Origin of the sequence: Devosia sp. Root105, assembly GCF_001424865.1 — a bacterium.
Lineage (GTDB): Bacteria > Pseudomonadota > Alphaproteobacteria > Rhizobiales > Devosiaceae > Devosia_A.
The window spans coordinates 456,608-478,685 of the sequence record NZ_LMCR01000016.1; the positions used below are offsets into that span (position 1 = coordinate 456,608).

Consider the following 22,078-nt stretch of genomic DNA (forward strand, 5'->3'; position numbering starts at 1 on the left):
CCTACTTGCCGGATCTGGCGCGTTTGATGGCTTCGGCCCGCGCCTTGAGCTTTGGCGCATAGCCGAGCTTGTTCTCCTGCCGGGCGCGGCCGATGGCCAGCGCATCCGGTTCGACATTGTGAGTGATGACGCTGCCCGAAGCGATATAGGCCCCGTCGCCGATGCTTACCGGCGCCACCAGCGACGAGTTCGAGCCGATAAAGGCATCCGCCCCGATGCTGGTCTTGGATTTGTTCACGCCGTCATAGTTGCAGGTGATGGTCCCTGCCCCGATGTTGGTCCTGGCGCCCACTTCGCTGTCGCCGAGGTAGCTCAGGTGCCCGGCCTTCACGCCATCATGGATCACCGACTTCTTCACCTCGACGAAATTGCCGAGGTGTACGTCCTTGCCCAACTCGGCGCCGCCGCGGATGCGGGCGAACGGCCCGATGTTGGAGCCCTCGCCGATCGTCACATCCTCGATATCGCAGAACGCCCGGATCTCGACCCCATCGGCGATCTTCACCCCGGGCCCGAACACCACGTTGGGGAAGATCGTCACGTCGCGGCCGATCTCGGTGTCATAGGAGAAGTACACCGTCGACGGGTCTTTCAGCGTCACCCCGGCGCGCATGAAGTCGTCGCGCCGCAGCTCCTGGAACTGTGCCTCGGCCTGCGACAGCTTCCGCCGGTCGTCGACTCCGATCACCTCGTTCGCATCGGCCTCTACCACCTCGATCCGTCGTCCGTCGCCGCTCGCCAGTTCCACCGCGTCGGTGAGGTAGAATTCGCCTTTGGCATTGGCGTTGCCGATCCGGTCGATCACCGAACGCAGCGTGTCGGCGCGAAACCCCATAATACCGGAGTTGCACAGCCCAATCGCCCGCTCGGTCTCGGTTGCATCCTTGTGCTCGCGGATTGCCAGCAACTGTCCGTTGTCAGTGATCAACCGCCCGTAACCGGTGGTGTCCTCGGGCCGGAAGCCCACCACCACGATATCTGCGCCGCCATCGAGCCGCGTGGTGATGCCCCCCAACGTTTCGGCCGAGACGAGCGGCGTGTCGGCATAAAGCACGATCACGTTCCCCTTGGCGCTGCTGTAGGCGGCTTCGGCCTGTTTCACTGCGTGGGCAGTGCCCCTGCGGTCGGCCTGCGTCGAGAATGTTGCCGCCGGGGCCAGCCCCGCGACCATTGCCTGGACCGCGTCGTGTCCCGGCCCGATCACCACCGAGATAGCCGAAGAGCTGGCCGCGACCGTCCGCACCACGTGCCCAACAAGCGGCAATCCCCCCACCTGATGCAGCACTTTCGGCGTAGCCGAGCGCATGCGGGTGCCTTCGCCCGCGGCCAGGATGATCGACAGCAATTCAGTCATGGAGGGCCCTCGTCAGGGGTCATCGTTTCCCCCGTGTTTATGGCAGCAAGTTGTTGGGAATCCGATAACGCGGTTACGGAGTGGTAAACTCGAAAATCGGCCTGATTCGTAGGGCTCTTGGGAGATAAGACCTTTGGCGAAGGCAGCAGACCAGTTTCGTCCGGCTGACGTGACAATGTGGGGCATCGCGGCGCTTGGCATCTGGGCGGTGGCTATTCTGGGCGCCAACCTCTCCGGCCTGATCCCACCCAGCGTCTACGGGGCGCTCCACGCCTCGCGCCTCGAAGGCTCGACCATCAACCAGTTGCGCACTCAGGTCGCAACGCTCGAAGAAGAATCGGCGCGCATGCAGCGCGAGAACACCCAGCTGCTGCAGCGCTTCTCCATGAACGAGGAGGCCGCCGGCGCGGTGACCAAGCGCGTCGGTGCGCTCGAGATCAGCGTGCCCAAGGTTCTCGAGGAAGTGCAGATCAAGGCCCGCAGCGCTGCCGCTGCCATCGACACCACCACCACGGGCTCGATCACCCCGGGCAAGACCCTGACCTTCGAGACCGAAGGCGGTACTGTTGCCGTGCAGCAGCGCCCGCTGCTTCCGGGCTCCAATGATGTGAAACTCAAGGCTGTACCGCTCTCCGCCAACACCATGCCACTGGCCATTCCGGACGGCACCTCCCCCGGTATCGCGCTCGGCTTCCCGGTGCGCGCCGATACCGCCGAAGCGCAGTGGCAGGAACTGCTCGCGCAGGTCGGCACCATGCTGGTGGGCTTGTCGCCGGTGCTCGCCGACCAGGACGGTACCGACGGCAAGATCATCGTCGCCGGCCCGATGGTCGATCGCGCCTCGGCCATCGAACTGTGCGCCCGGCTCGACCGCGCGGGCGTTCCGTGTGAGCCTGCGAGCTATGCCGGCCAGCCGGTGCCGCTGCTCAACTGACGGGTATTCGTCGTTAGCGATTGACAGCCGGGGCACAATGCCTATGTTCCGCGCCGATCCGCCCCGCGCGGCTTGAGCGCCCGTAGCTCAGTGGTAGAGCATCCGACTTTTAATCGGATGGTCGATGGTTCGAATCCATCCGGGCGTACCAGTTTCCTCCATAAATTTCAGTACGTTACAGTCGTTAGTTAAGCGATTATCCAGTTGGGGAGTCAGGCATTGTGCCCGATCGGGGCCAGTCCGCATCGGGCAGCCACTCGAGGAGCATCACGCCAAACTGGATTCCCGTGTCGCGGCGACCATCCCTCCTCACGGGGTTGCTTCGCCTTCCCGCGTGCGAACTAGTACCTCGGGCTGATAGAAATTTCGGCACGCGTTGGCGGGGGGTGGAGTTGGGCCCTAACCAGACTGTCTACCGAGCAAGCCGCTGGCAGACCGCTATGTGGGCGCTCGTGGCTGCGGGCATAACAGCCCTCTTGTTTGCTGGCGGGCTGCCGGACGATCAGCTGCCTGGCTTCTTCAGCGAACTGGTCGCCGTTCCTTGGGCCGTCCGCGCCGCCCTGCACTGGACGAGTGCGGCTGTCCTTGCGGCCATGTCGCTTCGCCTGTTCCTACTACTACTGGAGCCCGCGGCCATAGTGGTCGGTGATGATGGTATCCAAGTAAGCCGTTCCGTGTTCAACCGACGGAGCGCGCTGTGGCGAGATTTTGAAATGTTTACCGAGCGGACCGGTGAGGAAGGCACACTGATTCATCTGCATTTTCGCGGGTCGTCAGGGGAGCCAATTGTCGTCAACCTCGAGGGTTATCCGGGACTGCTACGAGAACAGGTTATCCGGGATGCCACTCGTCGGCTCCTGCAATCAGGTATCCAGCCGAGATGGCGGGAATAGGCAACGTCCTTAGAGTTCGCACCATGCAACGTGCTCCCAAGCGCCAGCCGCCATCGGAAAAAGCTGGCGCCTATCAGCCAAGCCGAGAAGGCCACGTGCAAGCCGGCTGCGCCCCGGCGGGAACCCGCGGCCGCCTGCAGCGATTGAATCGGGCACTTTGCAACGCGAGGTGTCGTCATGGCCGCAGGTTTCTTCCACCAGTTCTCCAACATCGTCTCGCGCGGCGCCGGCAAGCCGGTGACGTTCGCAGCGGCTTGTGGGCTGATCGTGCTCTGGGCGGTGAGCGGACCGCTGTTCGGTTTCTCTGAGACCTGGCAACTGGTGATCAACACCGCCACCACTATCATAACGTTCCTGATGGTGTTCGTGGTTCAGCACACCCAGAACCGCGACGGTGAGGCGGTGCAGGCCAAGCTCGATGACTTGATCATGGCGCTGCGCCGCGCCGACAATCGGCTGATCGGCGCCGAGGAGCTCACCGGGCACGAGCTCCACAAACTTCGCAAAATGATCGCCCAGCGCGTCGAAAATGACGAGCAGACACTTGAGCAGATCGACAGCCGCATGACCGATGGGCGCTAGGATAATTTGCCGATCAAGGCAACCAATTGTCCGTTTCTGCACTTTTCTGTGACCAACCGCGTCATAGGAGAACAAGAAAAATGAACGGGATCATCTACCTCGTCGGCCTGGTGGTCGTAATCCTCGCCGTCCTGTCCTTCTTCGGCCTGAGGTAAGGACCGCGCCATGACCATGCCAAGCGAAACTGACGTGATCGTCGCCGCTGCTCCGGCAGCAAAGGCAGACACCAGCTCCTACGTCGACTGGCCGGCGATTATCGCCGGCATCGTGATCGCCTCGGCGATCTCGCTCGTCCTCCTGACCTTCGGCTCGGCAATCGGGCTGAACTTCGTCAACTTCCACGCCGGCCCCGATGTTCCGTTGATCTGGATCGCTATCGCAGCAGGCACCTGGCTGCTGTGGGTAGAAGTCTCGAGCTTCATGGCCGGCGCCTATGTCACCGGCCGCCTCCGCCGGCGTCACTTCGATGCCACCGAGGATGAAGCCGATGTCCGCGACGGCGCCCACGGCCTCCTGGTCTGGGGCGGTGCTCTCGTCATCGGCGGTCTCATCGCCGTTGGCGGCATCAGCGCCGCGGCAAACGCCGTCGGCGCCGCGGCCTCGACCCTCACCAACGCCGCGGCAACCGTCGCCGACGACGCCGGCAACGCGCTCGACCCGAACGCCTACTTCGTCGACCAGCTGTTCCGTCCCGCCGCCACCGCAACCACCCAGCCGGCAACGGACACGACCGGCGTCCGCGCCGAGGCCGGACGGATCATCGCCCAGGGCGCCCTCGCGGGCTCGATCAGCGATCCGGACAAAGCCTATCTGGCTCAGGTGGTCTCGACCAATACGGGCCTGACGGCCGAAGAAGCCAACGCCCGTGTCACCGAAGTCATCACCGCTGTAGACCAGGCTAAGGCCGAGGCCGCGGCGGCCGCTGAAACGGCCCGGAAGACCGGCATCGTCGCCGCTTTCCTGACCGCCGCGTCGCTGCTGGTCAGCGCTGTCGGCGCTTACTGGGCGGCCCAGATGGGTGGCAACCACCGCGACAACGCCACGGTGTTCCGCACCGTGTTCCGGCGCGTTCGATAAAGGAGAAGACAAATGCTGAGAGGACTTGGGCTCTGGCTCCTGGGTGTCCCCATCTGGCTGATCATCATCATCGTGCTGTTCATCCGCTGAGGATGAGCGCAGCATGGAGGCGGGCTCCGGCCTGCCTCCTGCTTGTGAGAAAGGACCCGTGCGATGAATAGCGCCAACCTGCAGCTCGAAGGCCTCTACCTCGCCATCGCCGCCATGCACGAGACGATGATCGCCAGGGGCCTGGTCTCCCGCCAGGACGTCGACGACGCCATGCGGGCCGCCGAGCAGACCGCCATCAACGACCACCGCTCGATCGAGAACCTCCGTCCGGCCGAGCGCGATGCCCTGGCCTTTCCGGCACGCCTGCTGCGCATGGCCAATGCCACCGTCTCGGATGACGGCGCCCTGTCGTTTTCGGCCCTGGCGCGTCGTGTCGGCACCGTCAAGGAACCCTACAACGACCAGCGCTAGCGGGCGTCAGGACGTGGTCGGCACCGGGCCCTTCCAGATCAGCCTGTGCGATCCCTGATCCGTCGGCGCGAACACCTCGGAGCGACGGCCGTCATCGCCATAGGTCATGGCGATCCGCCGTGCCTGGCTTTGGGCATCGTCGCGGCTTTCGAACGGTCCATAGGCCTTGCCCTCGCAGTCGACCCACCACGAGCCCATGCTCTCGATAACGATGAACCAGCAGGTTTTCATTGATGCTCCCCGGCCGCGGGAACGGCCACCATCGGTTGCAGCCATGCGCCTTCAGAAAGAGCTGCTGGCCCTTCCCGTTCGAAAGCGCGACAAATCGAATGTCTAATCGCGACGCCCGCCAGCCATGCGTTGGGCCACCGAAAGCGGAGCGAACAGCCGGGCGATGCGCGCCGCGCTGATGCCGTCGTCGAGCTCGCCAAAGGCTGAGATGAGCCCGCGGTCCGGCCCGTCCTCGCGGCGCAGTTCCTTGAACGGCACCGCGACTTCCACCTGATGCCAGTTGCGCGCCTCGTCGAGCGTGAACGCCGCCGAGATGGCGAAGTTCTCGTCGGCCGCATCCGGCCCGAAGCGGACTAGGAGGTGGCTGCACCGCTCCCTGTTGCGCGCCATGAACAGGCTCTTCTCGCGCTCGAAGGCGCTGGCGATATCGCCGTCCAGCAAGGATGGACGGATGGTCAAGGCAGTCATCGGATGCCCCCCGATCTGCTGCGGATACCAGCAAATGCTAGGGGTTCAGTGTGTCCCTGACGGGACTGCAATAGGGCGGAAACGCGGTCGATAAACTTGCATCCACGGCGCAACCGCCGCGCTGCAGACGCGTTGATTCCGTCGGTGGCGCCGCGTGTCAACCGGACGCGATGGGCACGGGGAACACTGCGGTTTTTCCGGTTTCCCGCCTTGGCCAACGAAACGGCAGACGAGCCTCTGTTCCATCCGCGGCGTCACCTCGCGAAGCTCAATTATGGCACTGGCCGCTGTAACGCCATGTTTCATTATGGCTGCTAAGCCAAGGAGCATGGCCCAACTCGAATCGAAAAGCCCGGCCGCCGGGCCGTTGCGCGTGTTGATCCTCGGCGCCAATTCCGGCATCGCCGAAGCTACTGCGCAGCTCTACGCCGCCGAAGGGGCAGCCCTGCTGCTGGCCGGCCGCCATGCCGGCCGGCTTGCAGCCCTGGCCGACGAGCTACGAAAGCTCGGCGCCAGCCGGTGCGAAACCGCCGTGCTCGACCTGGTGGCTGCCGATCCCGGCTCGGAGCTGCCATTGCTCGTCGCCCGGCTTGGCGGCGTCGACCACTTGCATATCGCCTACGCCATCATGCCCGAGCAGTCCGCTGCCGCTGCCGATCTTGCCGTCGCCACCCAGATGATGACCACGAACTACACCTCCACCGCCCTGTGGTCGCTAGCGGCCGCCAACCTGCTCGAGGCGCAGGGTCATGGCGCGCTGGTGGTGCTCGGCTCGGTTGCCGGTGATCGGGGCCGGCGCAGGAACTTCATTTACGCCTCGACCAAGGCCGGCATCGAAACACTGGTCGAGGGCATCGCCCACCGTTTCGCCGGCAAAGCTCCGCGCGCCGTGGTGGTGAAGCCGGGCCCGACGGCGACGGCAATGACGGCGAACAGTCCACCGGGCCGCCGGCTGGCTTCCGCCGATAATGTGGCGCGACTGGTACGCCGCGCCGCCGAGCACGGCGGACCGGTGCAATACGCCCCGCGCCGCTGGCGGCTGATCATGCGCCTCGTGCGCGAAATGCCCTGGTGGCTGTTCCGACGCATCGATCTTTGAGTCAGCTGGGGATTTGCCCAGGGGAGCGAGAGGCGGCACAGCGAACTGGGCACCGGGCTGATGGGCCTACTTCCAAGCTACCCCCAGTGGGGGAGAGCCGGTGCCCCCAAAGCTTCCCTTCCGCAAGCGTGCGACCGAAAAAGAACAGGGGCCGTTTCCAGCCCCTGCCCTGATCTCGATCAATACGGCGACGGGTACCAGTCGTCGTCGTCACCCCAGTCGTCTTCGTCATCGACCGGGTAGAGCTTCTTGATGCGGTCGACCATGCCCGAGCAGCGGTTGATGCGCATCGAATAGTACCAGTCGTCATAGCCCGCCTGGACGCGAACGCGGTTCTTGCTCAGGTAATCGACGATCTCCACCTCGAAGAAGCCGTAGGCCTTGAGGCCTTTGCGGATCTGCTTGTCGGTCAGGCACCAGTTGAAGAAGTCGTTCGGGCCGAAGTTCTTCTTCTTGAACTGCTGCAGCTGCTTCTGGTCGCCGCCCTGCGGCTTCACATCGAGCGAGAAGCCGCCCATGTTCGGGGCAGCCTGGACCGGGACCGCGCTCAGGGCGGTGCCGGCGAGGACGACGGCAAGGACCGCGGCGCGGCCGGTCTGCCGGAGGGTGTTGAGAACGGTCATTTCAGTAGTCCTTGGGGTTTGGTTCAGTGCTGCATCTGCAGCGTTGATATCACCCTAGCGCACTGATTTTGAACGCGTTTAGAACCATCCCTTCAGAAACCATTCAGCGCAGCGCCGCACTTATGCCGCGGTCACCACAATCGCGCCACGACGTGTCGCGACGATAGTGTGCTCGTACTGCACGCAAGGAGCCGGCGGATCGGCCACCAGAGTCCATTCATCGTCCTCGTCGCGCTGCTCGGCCATCCGGCCGCCCAGCGACAGGAACGGTTCCACCGTGAACACCAGCCCTTCGGTGATCACCCGCCGATCGGACTTGTCCGGCCAGGTGGCGATCTCGCCCGGCTCATCGTGCAGGCTGTCGCCGACCCCATGGCTCGCGAGATTCTCGATCAGCGTGTAGCGGTGTTTTCTGGCGAAGGCGCCGATGGCGATGCCGATGCCGTTGAGCGGCGCACCGGTCTTCACCGCCCGGATCCCTTCCCACATGGCGCGCTTGCCGTCGCGGCAGAGCGCCACCAGCCGCGGATCGGCTTCCGGCACTAGGAACGACGCGCCGGTATCGGCGAACACCCCGTCGAGCTCCGCCGACACGTCGATATTCACCAGGTCACCTGCCCGGATGACGCGCGACCCGGGAATGCCGTGCGCGATTTCCTCATTCACCGAAATGCAGGTGGCGCCCGGAAAATCATAGGTGATCTCGGGCGCCGAACGCGCCCCGGCAGCATCGAGGATGCGCCGGCCGATATCGTCCAGTTCCTGTGTGGTGATCCCCGGCGCCAGCGCCGCCGCCATCGCATCGCGCGCCACCGCACAGATGCGGCCGATGGCCTTGAGCTTTTCGAGTTCGGTTTCGGTGGTGATGGTCATGCCGTGTACGCCCCGGCTTCCGCCATCGCCTCGAGATCGCCCATCAGGTCGTGCCGCTCACCCTCTAGGATCACCCCGACATGCCGCAACCACATCCACATCGTGACGCGGTGCACGAGCGTGTAGATCCACAGGGCCGCTTCGGGATCGGGATGATCGATGACGCCGTAGCCGGCCCGGATATGCGGCGTTGAGCCCGGCGCATCATGCTCCGAGCAGAACAGCGCCTTGGCGAGGTCGCAGATCGGATCCGACGCCCGCGCATTGCCGAAGTCGAGCAGCCCCGTGAGCTGCAGCCGCCCGTTCGCATCGCGCTCCGCCAGCACGTTATGCGGCTGAAAGTCGTCATGCGCAAACACCGCGCCCCGGCTTTCGGCGATGACATCCGCATGGGCGGCGAAGATCGCCTCGAGCCGCTGCGCCAGCGCCTCGCCACCGCCGTAGCGGCGGAACTGGCCGATGCCGTGGGCGAAGCGGCGCGCGAGATATTCGGTATTGGTCGACACCGGATCGTGGAGGCCGTCCGCATCGAAGGCGCCGTAGCCGGGCACCGGCACGGTGTGCAGCTTGCGCAGCATCTCACCCATCTGCCGGTAGAGGTCGCCGACGTCCGGCGCGTCCTTGAAGGTCATCACCTGCCTGCCAGGCAGGTAGTTGGCGATGGTGTAGCGGAACGGCATCCGGGTGCGGGTCTCGTCCGAGGCGAGGAAGCGAGTCATCGGCACATCGAGGTCGCCTAGCAACTGCGACGCATAAGTCTCTTTGCCGGTCGCGTACGGCAGCGCGTCGTTGAATACCTTGAGCACGACCGGCTGGCCGTCCACGCGGTCGATGCGGAACGAGCGTGCGCCGCCACCAAGAAGTTCGGTGATCGCCGCGGGAACACCAAGGCCGAAATCGGCAAACGTGGCCGCGAGCCGATCGAGATCGATCCCGACCGGCGCTGCTTTCTTCACCCCTTGCTCTTCCACCGCCTCGCTCATTTGAGTTTCAGGTACGCGTCCACCAGTCCCTTGGTGGAGCTGTCATGGGCCGTTGCCTTCTCCGTACCCTGCACCTTGGGCAGCAGCGCCTTGGCCAACTGCTTGCCAAGCTCGACCCCCCACTGGTCGTAAGAATTCACGCCCCAGATGGTGCCCTGCACGAACACCTTGTGCTCGTAGAGCGCGATCAGGCTGCCGAGCCGTTCCGGCGTCAGCTTGGGGTACATCAGCGTGTTCGACGGACGGTTGCCTGGGAACATCTTGTGCGGCGTCAGTTCCTTGATCCGCGCCTTGTCGAGGCCCTGGGCGCTGAGTTCCGCCACCACCTCGTCCTTGGTCTTGCCCAGCATCAGCGCTTCGGACTGCGCCAGGACGTTCGCCACCAGCTTGTCGTGGTGCGGCGGCAACTGCTCATGCGGCTGCGCGGCGATCAGGAAATCCACCGGGATCACGTCGGTGCCCTGGTGGATCAGCTGGTAGAACGCGTGCTGGCCATTGGTGCCCGGCTCGCCCCAGATGATCGGGCCGGTCGGGTAGTCCACCGCCTTGCCGTTGAGCGTCACCGACTTGCCGTTCGATTCCATGTCCTGCTGCTGCAGGTAGGCGGCGAAGCGGGAAAGCCGCTGGTCGTAAGGCAGCACGGCATGGGTCGAAAAGCCCCAGGCGTTGCGGTACCAGACGCCAAGCACGCCCATGATGACCGGCAGGTTCTTCTCGAGCTTGGTCTTGAGGAAATGCTGGTCCATCTCGTAGGCGCCGCGCAGCAACGCCTCGAAATTCTCGTAGCCGACGGCAATCGCCACCGGCAGCCCGATGGCCGACCATACCGAGTAGCGGCCGCCGACCCAGTCCCAGAAGCCGAAGATGCGATCGGACTTGATGCCGAAATCGGCGCAGGCCTTGAGGTTGGTCGAAAGCGCCGCGAAATGATCCGGCACCGCCGCCTCACCCAGCGCCGAAGCGATCCAGGCACGGGCAGTTGCCGCGTTGGTCATCGTCTCATCGGTGGTGAAAGTCTTCGAGGCGACGATGAACATCGTCCGCTTCGGGTCGAGCCCCCTCAGCACATCATGGATATGGGCGCCGTCGACGTTCGAGACGTAATGCGCCCGGAGGTGGGCCCGCGTGTAGGGCGCCAGCGCCAGCGTCACCATCGCCGGGCCGAGGTCGGAGCCGCCAATGCCGATATTGACCACGTCGGTGAAGCTGTCACCGCTCGAACCCTTGATCGAGCCGTCGCGCACCGCGTCGGAAAAGCCCTTCATTGCCGCGAGGACGCCACGCACCTCGGGCATGACATCCTTGCCGTCGACCACCACCTTCTTGTCGCCCATATAGCGCAGCGCCATGTGCTGCACCGCGCGGTCCTCGGTGATGTTGATGTGCTCGCCCTTCCACATCGCGTCGCGCCGTTCCTCGACCCCGGCAGCGCGCGCCAGCTCGAACAAAGCCGCCATCGCCTTCTCGTCGATGCGGTTCTTCGAGTAATCGAGCAGCAGCTCGCCGGCCTTGGCCGAGAAGCTCTTGAAGCGGTTGGGATCGCTCGCGAACAGCTCGCGCATGGTCGTCTCATCGAGACGCTTGCGCGACTTCATCAGCGGGTTGAGGAGGGACTTGCGGGGGGTGGCCATGACGCTGTTCTCCGGTTCTTTAGTTGGTCGCGCGGTCGAACCGGAAAAGTCTGCAGCTTTTCCTGACCACGCTCCACATCAGACGGCGGCGATGTCGCCCGCCGCCCATGTCGCTCGGGTTTGTGCCGCATAATCGGCGAACGTACCAGCCTCGATCGCCTGACGGGCCCCTATGCAGAGCTGCTGGTAGTAGCTCAGGTTGATCTGGCTCAGGATCATCGCCCCGAGCATCTCCTCGGTACGGATCAGGTGGTGCAGGTAGGCGCGGCTGAAGCGGCGGCAGTTCGGGTTGGGCGAGGTTTCGTCGAGGGGGCGCGGATCGTCCTTATGCCGGGCGTTCTTCAGGTTGATGACACCGAAGCGCGTATAGGCGTGCCCGTGCCGTCCGGCCCGCGTCGGGTGCACGCAGTCGAACATGTCGACGCCGCGCTCGATACCGCCGAGGATGTCATCGGGCTTGCCCACGCCCATCAGGTAGCGCGGCTTGTCAGTCGGCAGCTCCGGCGTGATCTCGCTGAGCACCCTGAACATCACCTCCTGCGGTTCGCCCACCGCGAGGCCGCCGATCGAGTAGCCGTTGAAGCTGATCGACTTCAGTCCCTCAGCCGACTTGGCTCGCAGGTTCGCGTCATCGCCGCCCTGCACGATGCCAAACAGCGCGCGGTGCGGCTGGTGCCCGAACGCGTCCTTGCTGCGCTGCGCCCAGCGCAGCGACAGCTCCATGGCGCGCAGCATTTCCTTGTGCTCGGACGGCAGCGGGATGCACTCGTCGAGCTGCATGATGATGTCGCTGTCGAGCAGCGTCTGAATCTCGATCGAGCGTTCCGGTGTCAGCTCATAGGCCGAGCCGTCGATATGCGAGCGGAAGGTGACGCCCTTCTCGGTGAGCTTTCTGAGCTTCGCCAGCGACATCACCTGGAAGCCGCCGCTATCGGTCAAGATCGGCCGCTGCCAGTCCATGAAGTCATGCAGACCACCGAGCGCCGCGACGCGTTCGGCGCCGGGGCGGAGCATCAGGTGGTAAGTGTTGCCGAGCAGGATATCCGCGCCGGTTTCGCGCACCTGCTCGGGGTACATCGCTTTGACCGTGCCGACAGTGCCGACCGGCATGAAAGCCGGTGTCTGCACGTCGCCGCGGGAAGTGTCGATCCGCCCGCGGCGCGCCATGCCGTCGGTAGCCTGAAGGGTGAAGGAGAAGTCGATCATGCGCGCCTATTAGCGGGACGGCGCGCGCCTGTCACCCCGCGGCGAGGGCTTGCTCTCGTCCGCCCCGGCGGTCAGATGCCTCCGATGACCTTGCGATAGTCGGCTTCGGAGAAGGCCTTGAGCGTCGTCGCCCGGATATTGCCGGCCATGCCCGTGCGCAGCACGAAAGTGGCAGCAGCCTCGTCATTGGGGGCATCGAGGATACCCACCAGGTCATAGGCGCCGAACGTCATATAGATAGTTTCGAGCGTCCCGCCGACGGCCATGGCCGCCTCCTTGGCGGCATCATAGCGCTTGGCCGACTCCTTGACGGTCTTGACGCCTTGCTCGGTCCAGTTGAGCAGCAGGATATATTTTGACATCTTCGCTCCTCCCGGTTGTCGAGGGGAACATCCCCTCGCCCCGAGAGAATATCCCTACAGGCGACAGGCAGCAAACCGCACGATGTCTTTCGTTACTGCCCGAACTCCTTGCCGCTGCGCGGCGCCTTGGGCCGTTGCTCGTCCAGCGACTGCCGGTAGCGGATGCAGCCACGCATGAATTGCGGCCAGTCCGGCACCATGATCTTCGGGTCGGTCCGCTCCGGCAACAAGTCCCACAGTTGCGGGTGATGCCAGCAGAGCCCATGCATCGTACTGTCGCGGTGTTCGCGGATGCCGGCGCGCAGCCGCTTCACCTCGGCCAATAGCGCGGCATGGTTCATTGCATCGAGATCATCGTCCATTCGCTCTCTCCTCAGGCGCGAAACAGCAGCGATGCATCTCCATACGAATAGAACCGATATCCGTTCCCGATCGCGTGCGCGTAAGCGGCGCGCATCGTGTCGAGCCCGGCAAACGCGCTGACCAGCATGAACAGGGTCGAGCGCGGCAGGTGGAAGTTGGTCATCAGCATATCCACCGCGTTGAAGCGGTAGCCCGGCGTGATGAAGATGTCGGTGTCGCCGACGAAGGGCTGCAGCGTGCCAGTCGCCCGCGCCGCCGTCTCCAGCAGCCGAAGGCTCGTCGTCCCCACCGCGATCACTCGCCCGCCCTTGGCCTTGGCGGCGAGGATGCGCTCCACCACCGCCGCGGGGATATCGCCCCATTCGGCATGCATCACATGGTCGTCGGTGTCATCGACCTTCACCGGCAGGAAGGTCCCTGCCCCGACATGCAGCGTCACCCGCTCGACGCTCACGCCGAGATCGGCCAGCTGCTGCAGCAGGTTTTCGGTGAAGTGCAGCCCCGCCGTCGGCGCCGCCACGGCGCCATCGCGGGCGGCATAGACCGTCTGGTAGTCCGATTTGTCGCGCTCTTCGGTGTGGCGCTTGGCCTCGATATAGGGTGGCAGCGGCATGGCGCCATGCGCCTTGATCGCCTCGTCGAGCTCCGCCCCGCCGAGGTCGAACGTCAGCGTGATCTCGCCCGTCTCGCCCTTGCCAGTCACAGTGGCGGCGATCGAGCCGTTGTCGCCCAGTTCCAGCCGGTCGAGCAGGTGCAGCTTCTTGGCCGGTCGCGCAAACGCCCGCCAGGTATTGGCGTCAACCCGCTTGTGCAGGTTGAAGCTGACATTGGCGCTGAGCTCACCGCGGATCCGGGTGCCGGTGAGTTCGGCCGGCAGCACACGGGTGTCGTTCACCACCAGCACGTCGCCGGCGCGCAGCAGGTGCAACAGGTCGGTTACCCGACCATCCTCCAGCGCCTCGCCCGGCCGCACGATGAGCATGCGGGCAGAATCCCTGGGTTCAGCGGGGTGGAGTGCGATGCACTCGCCGGGAAGTTCGAAATCGAAGTCGTCGACGCGCATCAGGGGCCGGTGCAGCTCACCGCCCAGGCGCCATAGCCCGGGATGCGGAGCGTGCCGCCATAGACCATCGCATCGGCTTCCGTAGTCTTGAACAGGCGTAGCTCGGCAACCTTGGCCGCCATGCTCTCATCGACCGCATCGATCAGAATCGTCTCGGCGCTCTCGAAGGCCTGCCCGACCACCACCGGATCGCCCGGTCCGTAGGCGGCGCTGCTGGCCCACACCTTCTCGCCGGTCGAAATGTTGAGGCCGGCAATCGACAGAAAATCGACCGAGCCGACCAGAAAGTCGAACGTCGCCGCGCCATCCGGCGCGACGCAGTTCACCCACTCCGTCGCCAGCGACGGGGTGGCAAGGCCGCAAAGGCTCACGATCGATGCAATTGCGGCCAGCCGGATCATTCGGCGATGTCCGCCGCGACCTTCACCGAAACCATCGAGTCCGGATCACGCACCGGCTCGCCGCGCTTGATCTGGTCGACGTTCTCCATGCCTTCGATGACCTTGCCCCAGACCGTGTACTGACGGTCGAGGAAGCGGGCATCGTTGAACACGATGAAGAACTGCGAGTTGGCGCTGTCCGGGTTCTGCGCCCGGGCCATCGACGCGACGCCGCGAACGTGCGGCTCGGCGTTGAATTCCTGCTTCAGGTTCGGGTACTTCGACGAACCCGTGCCGGTGCCGGTCGGATCGCCGGTCTGCGCCATGAAGCCATCGATCACGCGGTGGAAGACGATGCCGTCATAAAAGCCTTCACGCGCCAGCTTCTTGATGTGCGCGACGTGGTTCGGGGCCAGGTCAGGGCGCATGGCGATGACCACCTTGCCCTTGGTGGTTTCGATGACGAGGGTATTCTCGGGATCGGCATAAGCCATGAGTGGGCCTTCCTTACTTGTATTCGATTTTGGCGGAGATGATCTTGTCCGGGTCCTGGACCGGCTGGTCGCCGGCGCCCTTCTTGATCAGATCGACGAACTCCATGCCCGAAACGACCTTGCCCCAGATGGTGTATTGGCCATCGAGGTGCGGCGCGTCGGCGAACATGATGAAGAACTGCGAATTGGCGCTGTTCGGATCGGACGAACGGGCCGCCGCGACGACGCCGCGGGTAAAGTGCTCGGCGGTGGTGAATTCCGCCGGCAGGTCCGGCAGGTCGGAGCCGCCCATGCCGGTGCCGGTCGGATCGCCACCCTGCGCCATGAAGCCGTCGATGACGCGGTGGAAGACAATGCCGTTGTAAAAGCCCTTCTCGGTGAGTTCGATCACCCGCTTCACGTGGCCGGGTGCGAGGTCGGGCCGAAGCTCGATGTCGACGATGCCGTCCTTGAGCTCGAGGATCCAGTGAGGCTTGCCCTCCTGTGCCTTTGCGGCCTGCGGAGCAGCAATCGAGACGGTGAAGAAGGCGGCGACCGCGGCGAGGAGAATGCCGAGGATGATGCCGGCGCGCTTGATGGGATCGGACATTATTTCTTCAGTGCCTTCAGAACGATGGGCGGGACAAAGGCGCTGATGTCGCCTCCGAGCTCGGCGATCTGACGCACGAGCGTGGCCGAGATGTGGCGGACATGCGGGCTGGATGGCAGGAAGACCGTCTGCAGGTCCGGCGCCATCTGGGCATTCATGCCCACCATTTGCATCTCGAAATTGTAGTCGGTGGTATCGCGCAGGCCACGGATGATCAGCTTGGCGCCGGCGGCGCGGGCTGCATTGACCATCAGGCCGGAGAAATCGACGAACTGGAACTCGGTGTCGGTGCGCTTGCCGATCGGCTCGAGCACGGCGCGCAGCAGCGCCACACGATCCTCATGGCTGAACAGCGGCTTCTTGGAATGGTGGGTGCCCACCGCGATCACCAGCGTATCGACCAGCTTGCAGGCGCGCTCGATCACGTCGAGGTGGCCATTGGTCAAGGGATCGAAAGAGCCGGGATAAAAGCCGACAAGTCTGGCCATGGCGGAGCGCCCTCCCCGTTGATGTTGCGGCGGGTTTTGTCACGGCAAGGCAATTCTGGCAAGCCGGGCTCGGGAGACAGCCGTCTGGTGGCGATATACTGTCAGTCCTGTCGAAGAGGGGCGACGATGACCGAGCTCACCTTTCATCCGCTGTCCGAGATCCGGGCGACCGAGCTGCTCGCGCTGCTCACCGATCCCGATGTCCGCCGTCACATGCCGTTGGCGGGCGACAGCTGGGACGCCGAAAGCGCTGCCGCATGGGCGCGCGCCAAGGATGCGCAATGGCAGCAGAACGGCTACGGCCCTTGGGCTATCAGGATCGACGGCGCCTTCGCCGGTTGGGGTGGCTATCAGAAGGAGGGCGACGAGGCCGATCTCGGCCTTGTGCTGCTCCCCGGCCAATGGGGACACGGTGCGGCGATCTTCCGAGAGCTGGTCCGCCGCGGCACCGACCTGCAGATCCGCAACATCACCATCATGTTGCCGCCAAGCCGCGTGCGGCTTAAGGGCCTGGCTCGCCTCGGCTTCGAGCCCGCGGGCGAATTGGAGTATGCCGGCCAGCGCTTCCTGAAGTTCCGGCTGGTCACCTAGAGCTGCTGCGACGGCAACGCTGCGGCACGGATCAACTGTATCGACTGGCCGATGCGAGCAAGCGAGCGCGACATCGCCTCGTCAGTCTCCGCCGCGGTCAGGGAGAAACCTTCCAGATAGGTGGCCAGCGGCAGCTCCATTGTCCGCTCGAGCATGCGGGTGATGGCCTGACGAGCGTTGTCCAGGGGCTGATGCGTGCCAGCTGCAAAGTAGATCGCCAGATCTCCCGCCAGCGCCTCCATGGCTCGTGCATAGACGACCTCGGTAGCCAGCAGCACACATGATTCCGTGATGACCATCCGGTCCTCCCCCACCCCTGCACGTCAGTATCCAGAACTTGTCGCGCCGCGCCACCACGGAGCGGTGGTTGTTCATTCACGTTTGCGGGCCTGTGTGGGCAGATCAAGCGTGCCGCTGCAGCGCCAGCCAGATCGCCGCGCCGATCAGAATCACCCCGGCGATGCGGTTGACCAGTTGCATCCGATCGTCGCCCAGCGCACCACGCGCCCTGGCGGCGAGATAGATGTAGACGCAGTCGGTGATGAGGCCCGCCGCCATTTCAATCAGCCCGAGCACGACGACTTGCGGCCAGGCGGGGAAAGCCGGGTTGACGAATTGCGGCAGGAAGGCCCCGAAAAAGATCAGAGCCTTGGGGTTGCTCCACAGGACGAAGAAACCGGCTGCTGCCTGATGCAATGGCGAGCGCGCCGCAATCGGCCGGTCGGTGGCGATGCCGTGCCGGCTGGTGATGTAGCCCCAGCCGATCCAGATCAGGTAGGCCGCGCCGACATATTTGATGATGTCGAACGCCGCCCCGACGAACCCGGTTACTGCTTCGAGCGCCAGCGCCACCACCAGCACCATGGTGAAGCGCCCCACCTGGACCCCGGCTTCCATCCACAACCCGGCCGCCATGCCGCGAGCCAGCGACGTGCTGACCAGCGCCGAGACGGTAACCCCGGGAACGATCACCACGACAAAGGCGGCGACGACGAACGATATGAGGATCGGGAGATCAGGCATGGCGGCGCTGAACTAGCACCGCCATGACGATTGAGACAGTCCTGTCAGCTGCGCTTCTGGAACGCCAGCCAGACGCCGCCGATCATCAGGATGACGCCGGATACCCGGTTCATCATCCGCACCCGCGCGATGGTCAGCAGCTGCCGGGCGCTGCCGGCGATCACCGCGTAGACGCAATCCGACAGGGTGGCGACGGCCATGACGATCAGCCCCAGCACCATGATCTGCTCGAAGGCCGGCCGGCTCATATCGATGAACTGCGGCAGAAAGGCCCCGAGGAACAGCAGCGTCTTGGGGTTGGACCAGTTGATCAGCGCCCCCTGCCAGATGTAGCGCCCGAGCGGCAGCTTTTCGCCCGGGGTGCCCATCTCGAGCTTGCCCGACGAGGTGAACATCTTGAAGCCGATCCGCACGAGATAGGCCGCGCCGGCGAACTTGATGATGGTGAAGGCCTCCGACACCAGCGTCATCACCGCGTCGAGCCCGACGGCGACGATGAACACCATGGTCAGCATGGCGATCTCGGTGCCGAGAATCGTCAGCAGCCCGGCTTTGGTCCCACGCGCCAGCGAATTGGCGACCACCACGGTGACCGACGGTCCGGGCACGATGGCGAACAGCAGGCAGGCGAGAACATACGGAAGAAGGATGGCGGGATCGATCATCGGGGGCTCCGGGGCGTTAGGCTGGCTCGCTCCAACGAGCCAGCCACAACTATCGCTGCGCCGCAAGCAGGGTCAGCAACCCGCGGCCAGCAGCATGGTCTTCCGCCAATTGGACGGGTTCGTCAATCGATTTCCAAAATATCAGCGTATTCATCGCATATTACTCGCTATTGCGACGCCATGAATGCCAAAGTGCCGTTCAGAACGCGGTCGCTGGCTTCGCGTGAATCTGCCGCCTGTTGGGTAATCTCGAGGTCAGGAGCAATTCCGACGCCCTCGAATCTGGCGCCATCGGGAAACGTCTCGCGCTTGGCCCCGACCCACGCGCGAAACCCCTCGCCGAGATCGAAGTGGTGCGGCTGCCCGCTGCTTCCTGCAGTCGCCTCCCCCACCAGCAGGGCGCGCCCATTGTCCTTGAACGGCATGGCGAAATCTTCCGCTGCCGAGCCGACCGTGCCGTCGATCAGGATCGCCAGTCGCCCGCGATGGGCGCCAGCGGCCGCAGCATCAGCCCGAACGATCGCCCATGCCGCTGCATCACCCAGTCATCGTGAAAGCCGCTGTGCCCGTTACGCAGTTGCGCCATCAACCGCTGGTTGGCGAGGACGAAGGCCAGCCGCGTCTCGGCCGCCAAGACTTCGTCGAGATACGCGTCGAATACGGCATCGAAGTCGAGATCGGGCACCGCATCCCAGTGGGCGAAGCTCTGCTCGATGGCGGAACGCAAACGGGCGGCAATTGCCGCCCGCTGCTTGATCGAAACCCTGTCGCCGTCAGGTGGCGGTGCCATCGCCCGGCTCGTCGGGCCCCGGCTCGCCAGCCTCCGGCTCGGCATCCTCGCCTTCCGGCTCGCTGATCCGCTCCACCGAGACCACCTTCTCGCCATCGGCGGTGTTGAACACCGTGACGCCCTGCGAGGAGCGACCGACGATGCGGATGCGGTTATCCGGGCCGGCATCCACCGGCACGCGGATCACCTGGCCGCCATTGGTCACCAGCATGATCTGGTCGCCATCTTCCACGGGGAACGAGCCGATCAGCGGGCCGTTGCGCTTGTTCACCGCCATGGCGACGATGCCTTTGCCGCCACGTCCGGTGATGCGGTACTCGTGGCTCGAGGTGCGCTTGCCGTAGCCGTTTTCCGAAATGGTCAGGATGAACTGCTCGGCGGCCGACATTGCCGCATAGCGCTCCTGGCTCAGCTCGCCGGCCGGCACCGCATCCTCGGCGTCGTCGGAAACCTCCTCGGTTTCGCCCTCGCCGCGCACCGCGCGGCTCATCTTCAGGTAGGCAGAGCGCTCCGAAGACTCGGCGTCGAAGTGGTGGACGATCGCCATCGAGATGATGCGGTCGCCCTCGGCGAGGCTGATGCCACGCACACCGGTCGAATCGCGCCCCTTGAACACCCGGACCTCATCGACCTGGAAGCGGATCGCCTGCCCCAGCGCCGTGGTCAGCAGCACGTCGTCATTGGCCGTGCAGGTGGCGACATCGACGATGCCGTCCCCTTCATCGAGCTTCATGGCGATCTTGCCGTTCTTGTTGATCTCGACGAAATCGGCCAGCGAATTGCGGCGCACCGTGCCGCGTATGGTCGAGAACATCACGTCGAGCTGCTGCCAGCTGCTTTCATCTTCCGGCAGCGGCATGATCGAGGTGATGCGCTCGCCCGGATCAAGCGGCAGCATGTTGATCAGCGCCTTGCCGCGAGCCTGCGGCTCGCCGATCGGCAGGCGCCACACCTTCATCTTGTAGACCTGGCCGGCCGACGAGAAGAACAGCACCGGCGTGTGGGTGTTGGCGATGAACAGCCGGCTGACGAAATCCTCGTCGCGCGTCGCCATGCCGGAGCGGCCCTTGCCGCCGCGGCGCTGCGCCCGATACGAGGTCAGCGGCACGCGCTTGATATAGCCGCCATGGGTGACGGTCACCACCATGTCTTCGCGGGCGATCAGGTCCTCGTCCTCGAAGTCGCCGGCCGCCTCGTCGATGACGGTCAGGCGCGGCGTGTTGAACTGCTCCTTGATCTCGGTCAGCTCGGTGCGGACGATCTCCAGCACCCGCTCGCGCGAGCGCAGGATGCTGAGATACTCGGAAATATCCTTGCCGTGCCCGGCCAGTTCCTCGCCGATTTCGTTGACGCCCAGCGCGGTGAGCCGGCTCAACGTCAGCGCCAGAATGGCGCGCGCCTGCTCGTCACTCAGCTTGAACGTGCCGTCCTCGTTCATCCGGTGACGCGGATCGTCGATCAGCGCAATCAGCGGCGCCACGTCGCGAGCTGGCCAGTCACGCGCCATCAGCCGCTCGCGGGCGGTGCCCGGGTCGGGCGAGGTGCGAATCAGCGCGATGACCTCGTCCACGTTGGCCACCGCCACGGCGAGGCCGACGAGAATGTGGGCGCGGTCGCGCGCCTTGTTGAGCAGGAACCGGGTACGACGCGTCACCACGACTTCGCGGAAGTCGAGGAACGCCACCAGCATCTGCTTGAGGCTCATCAGTTCCGGCTTGCCGCCGTTCAACGCCACGAAGTTGCAGCCGAACGAACCCTGCAGCGGGGTGAACCGATAGAGCTGGTTCAGCACCACATCGGGCACCGCATCGCGCTTCAGCTCGATGACCACGCGCATGCCGTTACGGTCGGACTCGTCGCGGATATCGGAGATGCCCTCGATGCGCTTGTCGCGCACCAGCTCGGCCATCTTCTCGATCATCGTCGCCTTGTTCACCTGATACGGGATCTCGGTGATGATGATCGCCTCGCGCTCCTTGCGCATCTCCTCGGTATGGGCCTTGCCACGAATGAGGATGGCGCCGCGGCCCGTCTCATAGGCCTGGCGGATGCCGGAGCGGCCGAGGATGATGGCGCCGGTCGGAAAGTCCGGCCCCGGCAGCACGGTCATCAGTTCCTCGGTGATCGCACCGGGGTTGTCCATCAGCATCAGGACGGCGTCGATCACCTCGCCCAGATTGTGGGTCGGGATGTTGGTCGCCATACCGACGGCAATACCGCTGCCGCCATTGACCAGGAGGTTCGGGAAGCGTGCCGGCAGCACCGTCGGCTCGCGCTCGGACGCGTCGTAGTTGTCCTTGAAGTCGACCGTGTCCTTGTCGATGTCATCGAGCAGGCTGTCAGTCACCTTCTCCATGCGCACTTCGGTGTAGCGCATGGCGGCGGGCATATCGCCATCGACCGAGCCGAAATTGCCCTGCCCGTCGATCAGCGTCACGCGGAGCGAGAACTCCTGCGCCATGCGCACCAACGAGAAGTACACCGCGTCGTTGGAGTGCGGGTGGTACTTACCGATCACGTCGCCGACCACGCGGGCCGACTTGCGGTGCGGTCGGTTCCACACGTAGCCCTGCTCGTGCATGGAATAGAGGATGCGCCGGTGCACCGGCTTCAGCCCGTCGCGCACGTCAGGCAGAGCCCGGCTCACGATCACGCTCATCGCGTAACTGAGATAGGACTCGCGCATCTCGTCGCTGATCGAAATCGGGGCGATGTCGGAGGGGAGCGGCGCTGCGCCGTTCGGGTCGTCGGTCTTGTCTGCCACGGGGCCGTTTTCGAACTATGAAAGCTGCGGAAAGCTTTAGGCGATTCCCGTTCCGAAGACCAATCGGCGCGGGGTTGCCGGCGAGATGTC

Annotated in this window: 28 protein-coding genes and 1 tRNA gene; 8 read left to right on the forward strand and 21 right to left on the reverse strand. The window is 64.6% G+C overall.

Translation table 11 applies throughout. From position 1 onward, the window contains the following. Nucleotide 1: 1 nt before the first annotated feature. Nucleotides 2-1,354 carry a bifunctional UDP-N-acetylglucosamine diphosphorylase/glucosamine-1-phosphate N-acetyltransferase GlmU gene (gene glmU, locus ASC68_RS18365; protein WP_055882426.1) on the reverse strand — a complete coding sequence of 451 codons (1,353 nt, stop codon included), beginning with the start codon at nucleotides 1,352-1,354 and terminating at the stop codon, nucleotides 2-4. A gap of 133 nt (nucleotides 1,355-1,487) precedes the next feature. Here glmU and ASC68_RS18370 point away from each other — a divergent pair, with 133 nt between their 5' ends. The 6 genes from ASC68_RS18370 (at nucleotide 1,488) to ASC68_RS18395 (ending at nucleotide 5,302) form a co-directional block, all read left to right on the forward strand. Then, on the forward strand, nucleotides 1,488-2,288 hold the full coding sequence (locus tag ASC68_RS18370) for a hypothetical protein (RefSeq protein ID WP_156384679.1): 801 nt from the start codon (nucleotides 1,488-1,490) through the stop codon (nucleotides 2,286-2,288). A 76-nt stretch (nucleotides 2,289-2,364) separates the two neighbouring features. Then, nucleotides 2,365-2,439: transfer RNA gene (locus ASC68_RS18375), tRNA-Lys, on the forward strand. Between the two features lie 289 nt (nucleotides 2,440-2,728). Continuing rightward, on the forward strand, nucleotides 2,729-3,181 hold the full coding sequence (locus ASC68_RS18380) for a hypothetical protein (RefSeq protein ID WP_055882431.1): 453 nt from the start codon (nucleotides 2,729-2,731) through the stop codon (nucleotides 3,179-3,181). 177 nt (nucleotides 3,182-3,358) lie between these two features. Beyond that, entirely contained in the window at nucleotides 3,359-3,763 is a 405-nt protein-coding gene (locus ASC68_RS18385; RefSeq protein ID WP_055882434.1) for a low affinity iron permease family protein, read from the forward strand. A gap of 165 nt (nucleotides 3,764-3,928) precedes the next feature. Continuing rightward, on the forward strand, nucleotides 3,929-4,840 hold the full coding sequence (locus ASC68_RS18390; RefSeq protein WP_055882437.1) for a hypothetical protein: 912 nt from the start codon (nucleotides 3,929-3,931) through the stop codon (nucleotides 4,838-4,840). A gap of 153 nt (nucleotides 4,841-4,993) precedes the next feature. After that, nucleotides 4,994-5,302 (forward strand): hypothetical protein, encoded by a 309-nt coding sequence (locus tag ASC68_RS18395; RefSeq protein WP_055882439.1) that lies wholly within the window; start codon nucleotides 4,994-4,996, stop codon nucleotides 5,300-5,302. Nucleotides 5,303-5,308: 6 nt separating this feature from the next. Here ASC68_RS18395 and ASC68_RS18400 read toward each other — a convergent pair whose 3' ends face one another. Further along, entirely contained in the window at nucleotides 5,309-5,533 is a 225-nt protein-coding gene (locus tag ASC68_RS18400; protein ID WP_055882442.1) for a hypothetical protein, read from the reverse strand. A 102-nt stretch (nucleotides 5,534-5,635) separates the two neighbouring features. After that, a complete protein-coding gene (locus ASC68_RS18405; protein ID WP_055882444.1) occupies nucleotides 5,636-6,001 on the reverse strand; it encodes a hypothetical protein in 366 nt (121 codons plus the stop codon). A gap of 328 nt (nucleotides 6,002-6,329) precedes the next feature. Between ASC68_RS18405 and ASC68_RS18410 the strand changes: the two genes are divergently transcribed. Beyond that, the gene (locus ASC68_RS18410; protein ID WP_055882446.1) at nucleotides 6,330-7,100 is read left to right on the forward strand and encodes an SDR family NAD(P)-dependent oxidoreductase; all 771 of its coding nucleotides are present in this window, start codon (nucleotides 6,330-6,332) and stop codon (nucleotides 7,098-7,100) included. Nucleotides 7,101-7,279: 179 nt separating this feature from the next. Here the strand turns inward: ASC68_RS18410 and ASC68_RS18415 are convergent, their stop codons facing one another. From ASC68_RS18415 to coaD, 12 genes are all read right to left on the reverse strand, one after another. Further along, nucleotides 7,280-7,723, reverse strand: a complete 444-nt coding sequence (locus ASC68_RS18415) for a hypothetical protein (protein WP_055882449.1) — start codon at nucleotides 7,721-7,723, stop codon at nucleotides 7,280-7,282. 120 nt (nucleotides 7,724-7,843) lie between these two features. Continuing rightward, nucleotides 7,844-8,596, reverse strand: a complete 753-nt coding sequence (gene map, locus ASC68_RS18420; protein WP_055882452.1) for a type I methionyl aminopeptidase — start codon at nucleotides 8,594-8,596, stop codon at nucleotides 7,844-7,846. Then, nucleotides 8,593-9,579 (reverse strand): aminoglycoside phosphotransferase family protein, encoded by a 987-nt coding sequence (locus ASC68_RS18425; RefSeq protein ID WP_055882454.1) that lies wholly within the window; start codon nucleotides 9,577-9,579, stop codon nucleotides 8,593-8,595. The genes map and ASC68_RS18425 overlap by 4 nt, the downstream gene beginning before the upstream one ends. After that, nucleotides 9,576-11,210 carry a glucose-6-phosphate isomerase gene (gene pgi / locus ASC68_RS18430; RefSeq protein ID WP_055882457.1) on the reverse strand — a complete coding sequence of 545 codons (1,635 nt, stop codon included), beginning with the start codon at nucleotides 11,208-11,210 and terminating at the stop codon, nucleotides 9,576-9,578. The genes ASC68_RS18425 and pgi overlap by 4 nt, the downstream gene beginning before the upstream one ends. Before the next feature lie 78 nt (nucleotides 11,211-11,288). Next, on the reverse strand, nucleotides 11,289-12,416 hold the full coding sequence (gene tgt / locus ASC68_RS18435; protein ID WP_055882459.1) for a tRNA guanosine(34) transglycosylase Tgt: 1,128 nt from the start codon (nucleotides 12,414-12,416) through the stop codon (nucleotides 11,289-11,291). Nucleotides 12,417-12,487: 71 nt separating this feature from the next. Further along, nucleotides 12,488-12,778, reverse strand: a complete 291-nt coding sequence (locus ASC68_RS18440) for a GYD domain-containing protein (protein ID WP_055882461.1) — start codon at nucleotides 12,776-12,778, stop codon at nucleotides 12,488-12,490. A gap of 92 nt (nucleotides 12,779-12,870) precedes the next feature. Continuing rightward, nucleotides 12,871-13,140, reverse strand: a complete 270-nt coding sequence (locus ASC68_RS18445) for a hypothetical protein (RefSeq protein ID WP_055882464.1) — start codon at nucleotides 13,138-13,140, stop codon at nucleotides 12,871-12,873. A gap of 11 nt (nucleotides 13,141-13,151) precedes the next feature. Next, nucleotides 13,152-14,204 (reverse strand): tRNA preQ1(34) S-adenosylmethionine ribosyltransferase-isomerase QueA, encoded by a 1,053-nt coding sequence (gene queA, locus ASC68_RS18450; protein WP_055882466.1) that lies wholly within the window; start codon nucleotides 14,202-14,204, stop codon nucleotides 13,152-13,154. Beyond that, nucleotides 14,204-14,605 carry a hypothetical protein gene (locus ASC68_RS18455; protein ID WP_055882469.1) on the reverse strand — a complete coding sequence of 134 codons (402 nt, stop codon included), beginning with the start codon at nucleotides 14,603-14,605 and terminating at the stop codon, nucleotides 14,204-14,206. Before ASC68_RS18455 ends, queA begins: the two co-directional genes overlap by 1 nt. Further along, the gene (locus ASC68_RS18460; protein WP_055882471.1) at nucleotides 14,602-15,078 is read right to left on the reverse strand and encodes a peptidylprolyl isomerase; all 477 of its coding nucleotides are present in this window, start codon (nucleotides 15,076-15,078) and stop codon (nucleotides 14,602-14,604) included. The genes ASC68_RS18455 and ASC68_RS18460 overlap by 4 nt, the downstream gene beginning before the upstream one ends. Nucleotides 15,079-15,091: 13 nt before the next feature. Continuing rightward, a complete protein-coding gene (locus ASC68_RS18465) occupies nucleotides 15,092-15,667 on the reverse strand; it encodes a peptidylprolyl isomerase (RefSeq protein ID WP_055882474.1) in 576 nt (191 codons plus the stop codon). Then, nucleotides 15,667-16,155: a pantetheine-phosphate adenylyltransferase gene (coaD, locus tag ASC68_RS18470; protein WP_055882476.1), complete on the reverse strand. Its 489-nt coding sequence runs from the start codon at nucleotides 16,153-16,155 to the stop codon at nucleotides 15,667-15,669. The genes ASC68_RS18465 and coaD overlap by 1 nt, the downstream gene beginning before the upstream one ends. 126 nt (nucleotides 16,156-16,281) lie before the next feature. Between coaD and ASC68_RS18475 the strand changes: the two genes are divergently transcribed. After that, nucleotides 16,282-16,746: a GNAT family protein gene (locus tag ASC68_RS18475; protein WP_055882479.1), complete on the forward strand. Its 465-nt coding sequence runs from the start codon at nucleotides 16,282-16,284 to the stop codon at nucleotides 16,744-16,746. Here the strand turns inward: ASC68_RS18475 and ASC68_RS18480 are convergent. From ASC68_RS18480 to gyrA, 6 genes are all read right to left on the reverse strand, one after another. After that, a complete protein-coding gene (locus tag ASC68_RS18480; protein ID WP_055882482.1) occupies nucleotides 16,743-17,045 on the reverse strand; it encodes a hypothetical protein in 303 nt (100 codons plus the stop codon). The two genes, ASC68_RS18475 and ASC68_RS18480, sit on opposite strands and share 4 nt — an antisense overlap. A 103-nt stretch (nucleotides 17,046-17,148) precedes the next feature. Next, on the reverse strand, nucleotides 17,149-17,769 hold the full coding sequence (locus ASC68_RS18485) for a LysE family translocator (RefSeq protein ID WP_055882484.1): 621 nt from the start codon (nucleotides 17,767-17,769) through the stop codon (nucleotides 17,149-17,151). Nucleotides 17,770-17,813: 44 nt separating this feature from the next. Then, entirely contained in the window at nucleotides 17,814-18,434 is a 621-nt protein-coding gene (locus tag ASC68_RS18490) for a LysE family translocator (RefSeq protein ID WP_055882486.1), read from the reverse strand. Nucleotides 18,435-18,601: 167 nt separating this feature from the next. Then, nucleotides 18,602-18,979 (reverse strand): S41 family peptidase, encoded by a 378-nt coding sequence (locus ASC68_RS18495; protein WP_082528264.1) that lies wholly within the window; start codon nucleotides 18,977-18,979, stop codon nucleotides 18,602-18,604. Then, a complete protein-coding gene (locus ASC68_RS18500; protein ID WP_055882490.1) occupies nucleotides 18,898-19,224 on the reverse strand; it encodes a hypothetical protein in 327 nt (108 codons plus the stop codon). The genes ASC68_RS18495 and ASC68_RS18500 overlap by 82 nt, the downstream gene beginning before the upstream one ends. Next, the gene (gyrA, locus tag ASC68_RS18505) at nucleotides 19,208-21,988 is read right to left on the reverse strand and encodes a DNA gyrase subunit A (RefSeq protein WP_055882493.1); all 2,781 of its coding nucleotides are present in this window, start codon (nucleotides 21,986-21,988) and stop codon (nucleotides 19,208-19,210) included. The genes ASC68_RS18500 and gyrA overlap by 17 nt, the downstream gene beginning before the upstream one ends. Nucleotides 21,989-22,078 lie beyond the last annotated feature (90 nt).

What these genes read in the sequence shown, in the direction of transcription:
- ASC68_RS18460 (WP_055882471.1), bottom strand. Translation starts at nt 15,078, where the DNA reads ATGGCTTATGCCGATCCCGAGAATACCCTCGTCATCGAAACCACCAAG.
- ASC68_RS18380 (WP_055882431.1), top strand. Translation starts at nt 2,729, where the DNA reads ATGTGGGCGCTCGTGGCTGCGGGCATAACAGCCCTCTTGTTTGCTGGC.
- ASC68_RS18500 (WP_055882490.1), bottom strand. Translation starts at nt 19,224, where the DNA reads ATGGCACCGCCACCTGACGGCGACAGGGTTTCGATCAAGCAGCGGGCG.
- queA (WP_055882466.1), bottom strand. Translation starts at nt 14,204, where the DNA reads ATGCGCGTCGACGACTTCGATTTCGAACTTCCCGGCGAGTGCATCGCA.
- ASC68_RS18465 (WP_055882474.1), bottom strand. Translation starts at nt 15,667, where the DNA reads ATGTCCGATCCCATCAAGCGCGCCGGCATCATCCTCGGCATTCTCCTC.
- ASC68_RS18385 (WP_055882434.1), top strand. Translation starts at nt 3,359, where the DNA reads ATGGCCGCAGGTTTCTTCCACCAGTTCTCCAACATCGTCTCGCGCGGC.
- ASC68_RS18490 (WP_055882486.1), bottom strand. Translation starts at nt 18,434, where the DNA reads ATGATCGATCCCGCCATCCTTCTTCCGTATGTTCTCGCCTGCCTGCTG.
- ASC68_RS18400 (WP_055882442.1), bottom strand. Translation starts at nt 5,533, where the DNA reads ATGAAAACCTGCTGGTTCATCGTTATCGAGAGCATGGGCTCGTGGTGG.
- map (WP_055882452.1), bottom strand. Translation starts at nt 8,596, where the DNA reads ATGACCATCACCACCGAAACCGAACTCGAAAAGCTCAAGGCCATCGGC.
- ASC68_RS18405 (WP_055882444.1), bottom strand. Translation starts at nt 6,001, where the DNA reads ATGACTGCCTTGACCATCCGTCCATCCTTGCTGGACGGCGATATCGCC.
- ASC68_RS18415 (WP_055882449.1), bottom strand. Translation starts at nt 7,723, where the DNA reads ATGACCGTTCTCAACACCCTCCGGCAGACCGGCCGCGCCGCGGTCCTT.
- ASC68_RS18475 (WP_055882479.1), top strand. Translation starts at nt 16,282, where the DNA reads ATGACCGAGCTCACCTTTCATCCGCTGTCCGAGATCCGGGCGACCGAG.
- ASC68_RS18485 (WP_055882484.1), bottom strand. Translation starts at nt 17,769, where the DNA reads ATGCCTGATCTCCCGATCCTCATATCGTTCGTCGTCGCCGCCTTTGTC.
- ASC68_RS18445 (WP_055882464.1), bottom strand. Translation starts at nt 13,140, where the DNA reads ATGGACGATGATCTCGATGCAATGAACCATGCCGCGCTATTGGCCGAG.
- ASC68_RS18480 (WP_055882482.1), bottom strand. Translation starts at nt 17,045, where the DNA reads ATGGTCATCACGGAATCATGTGTGCTGCTGGCTACCGAGGTCGTCTAT.
- ASC68_RS18395 (WP_055882439.1), top strand. Translation starts at nt 4,994, where the DNA reads ATGAATAGCGCCAACCTGCAGCTCGAAGGCCTCTACCTCGCCATCGCC.
- glmU (WP_055882426.1), bottom strand. Translation starts at nt 1,354, where the DNA reads ATGACTGAATTGCTGTCGATCATCCTGGCCGCGGGCGAAGGCACCCGC.
- ASC68_RS18425 (WP_055882454.1), bottom strand. Translation starts at nt 9,579, where the DNA reads ATGAGCGAGGCGGTGGAAGAGCAAGGGGTGAAGAAAGCAGCGCCGGTC.
- ASC68_RS18390 (WP_055882437.1), top strand. Translation starts at nt 3,929, where the DNA reads ATGACCATGCCAAGCGAAACTGACGTGATCGTCGCCGCTGCTCCGGCA.
- ASC68_RS18455 (WP_055882469.1), bottom strand. Translation starts at nt 14,605, where the DNA reads ATGATCCGGCTGGCCGCAATTGCATCGATCGTGAGCCTTTGCGGCCTT.
- ASC68_RS18410 (WP_055882446.1), top strand. Translation starts at nt 6,330, where the DNA reads ATGGCCCAACTCGAATCGAAAAGCCCGGCCGCCGGGCCGTTGCGCGTG.
- pgi (WP_055882457.1), bottom strand. Translation starts at nt 11,210, where the DNA reads ATGGCCACCCCCCGCAAGTCCCTCCTCAACCCGCTGATGAAGTCGCGC.
- ASC68_RS18440 (WP_055882461.1), bottom strand. Translation starts at nt 12,778, where the DNA reads ATGTCAAAATATATCCTGCTGCTCAACTGGACCGAGCAAGGCGTCAAG.
- tgt (WP_055882459.1), bottom strand. Translation starts at nt 12,416, where the DNA reads ATGATCGACTTCTCCTTCACCCTTCAGGCTACCGACGGCATGGCGCGC.
- coaD (WP_055882476.1), bottom strand. Translation starts at nt 16,155, where the DNA reads ATGGCCAGACTTGTCGGCTTTTATCCCGGCTCTTTCGATCCCTTGACC.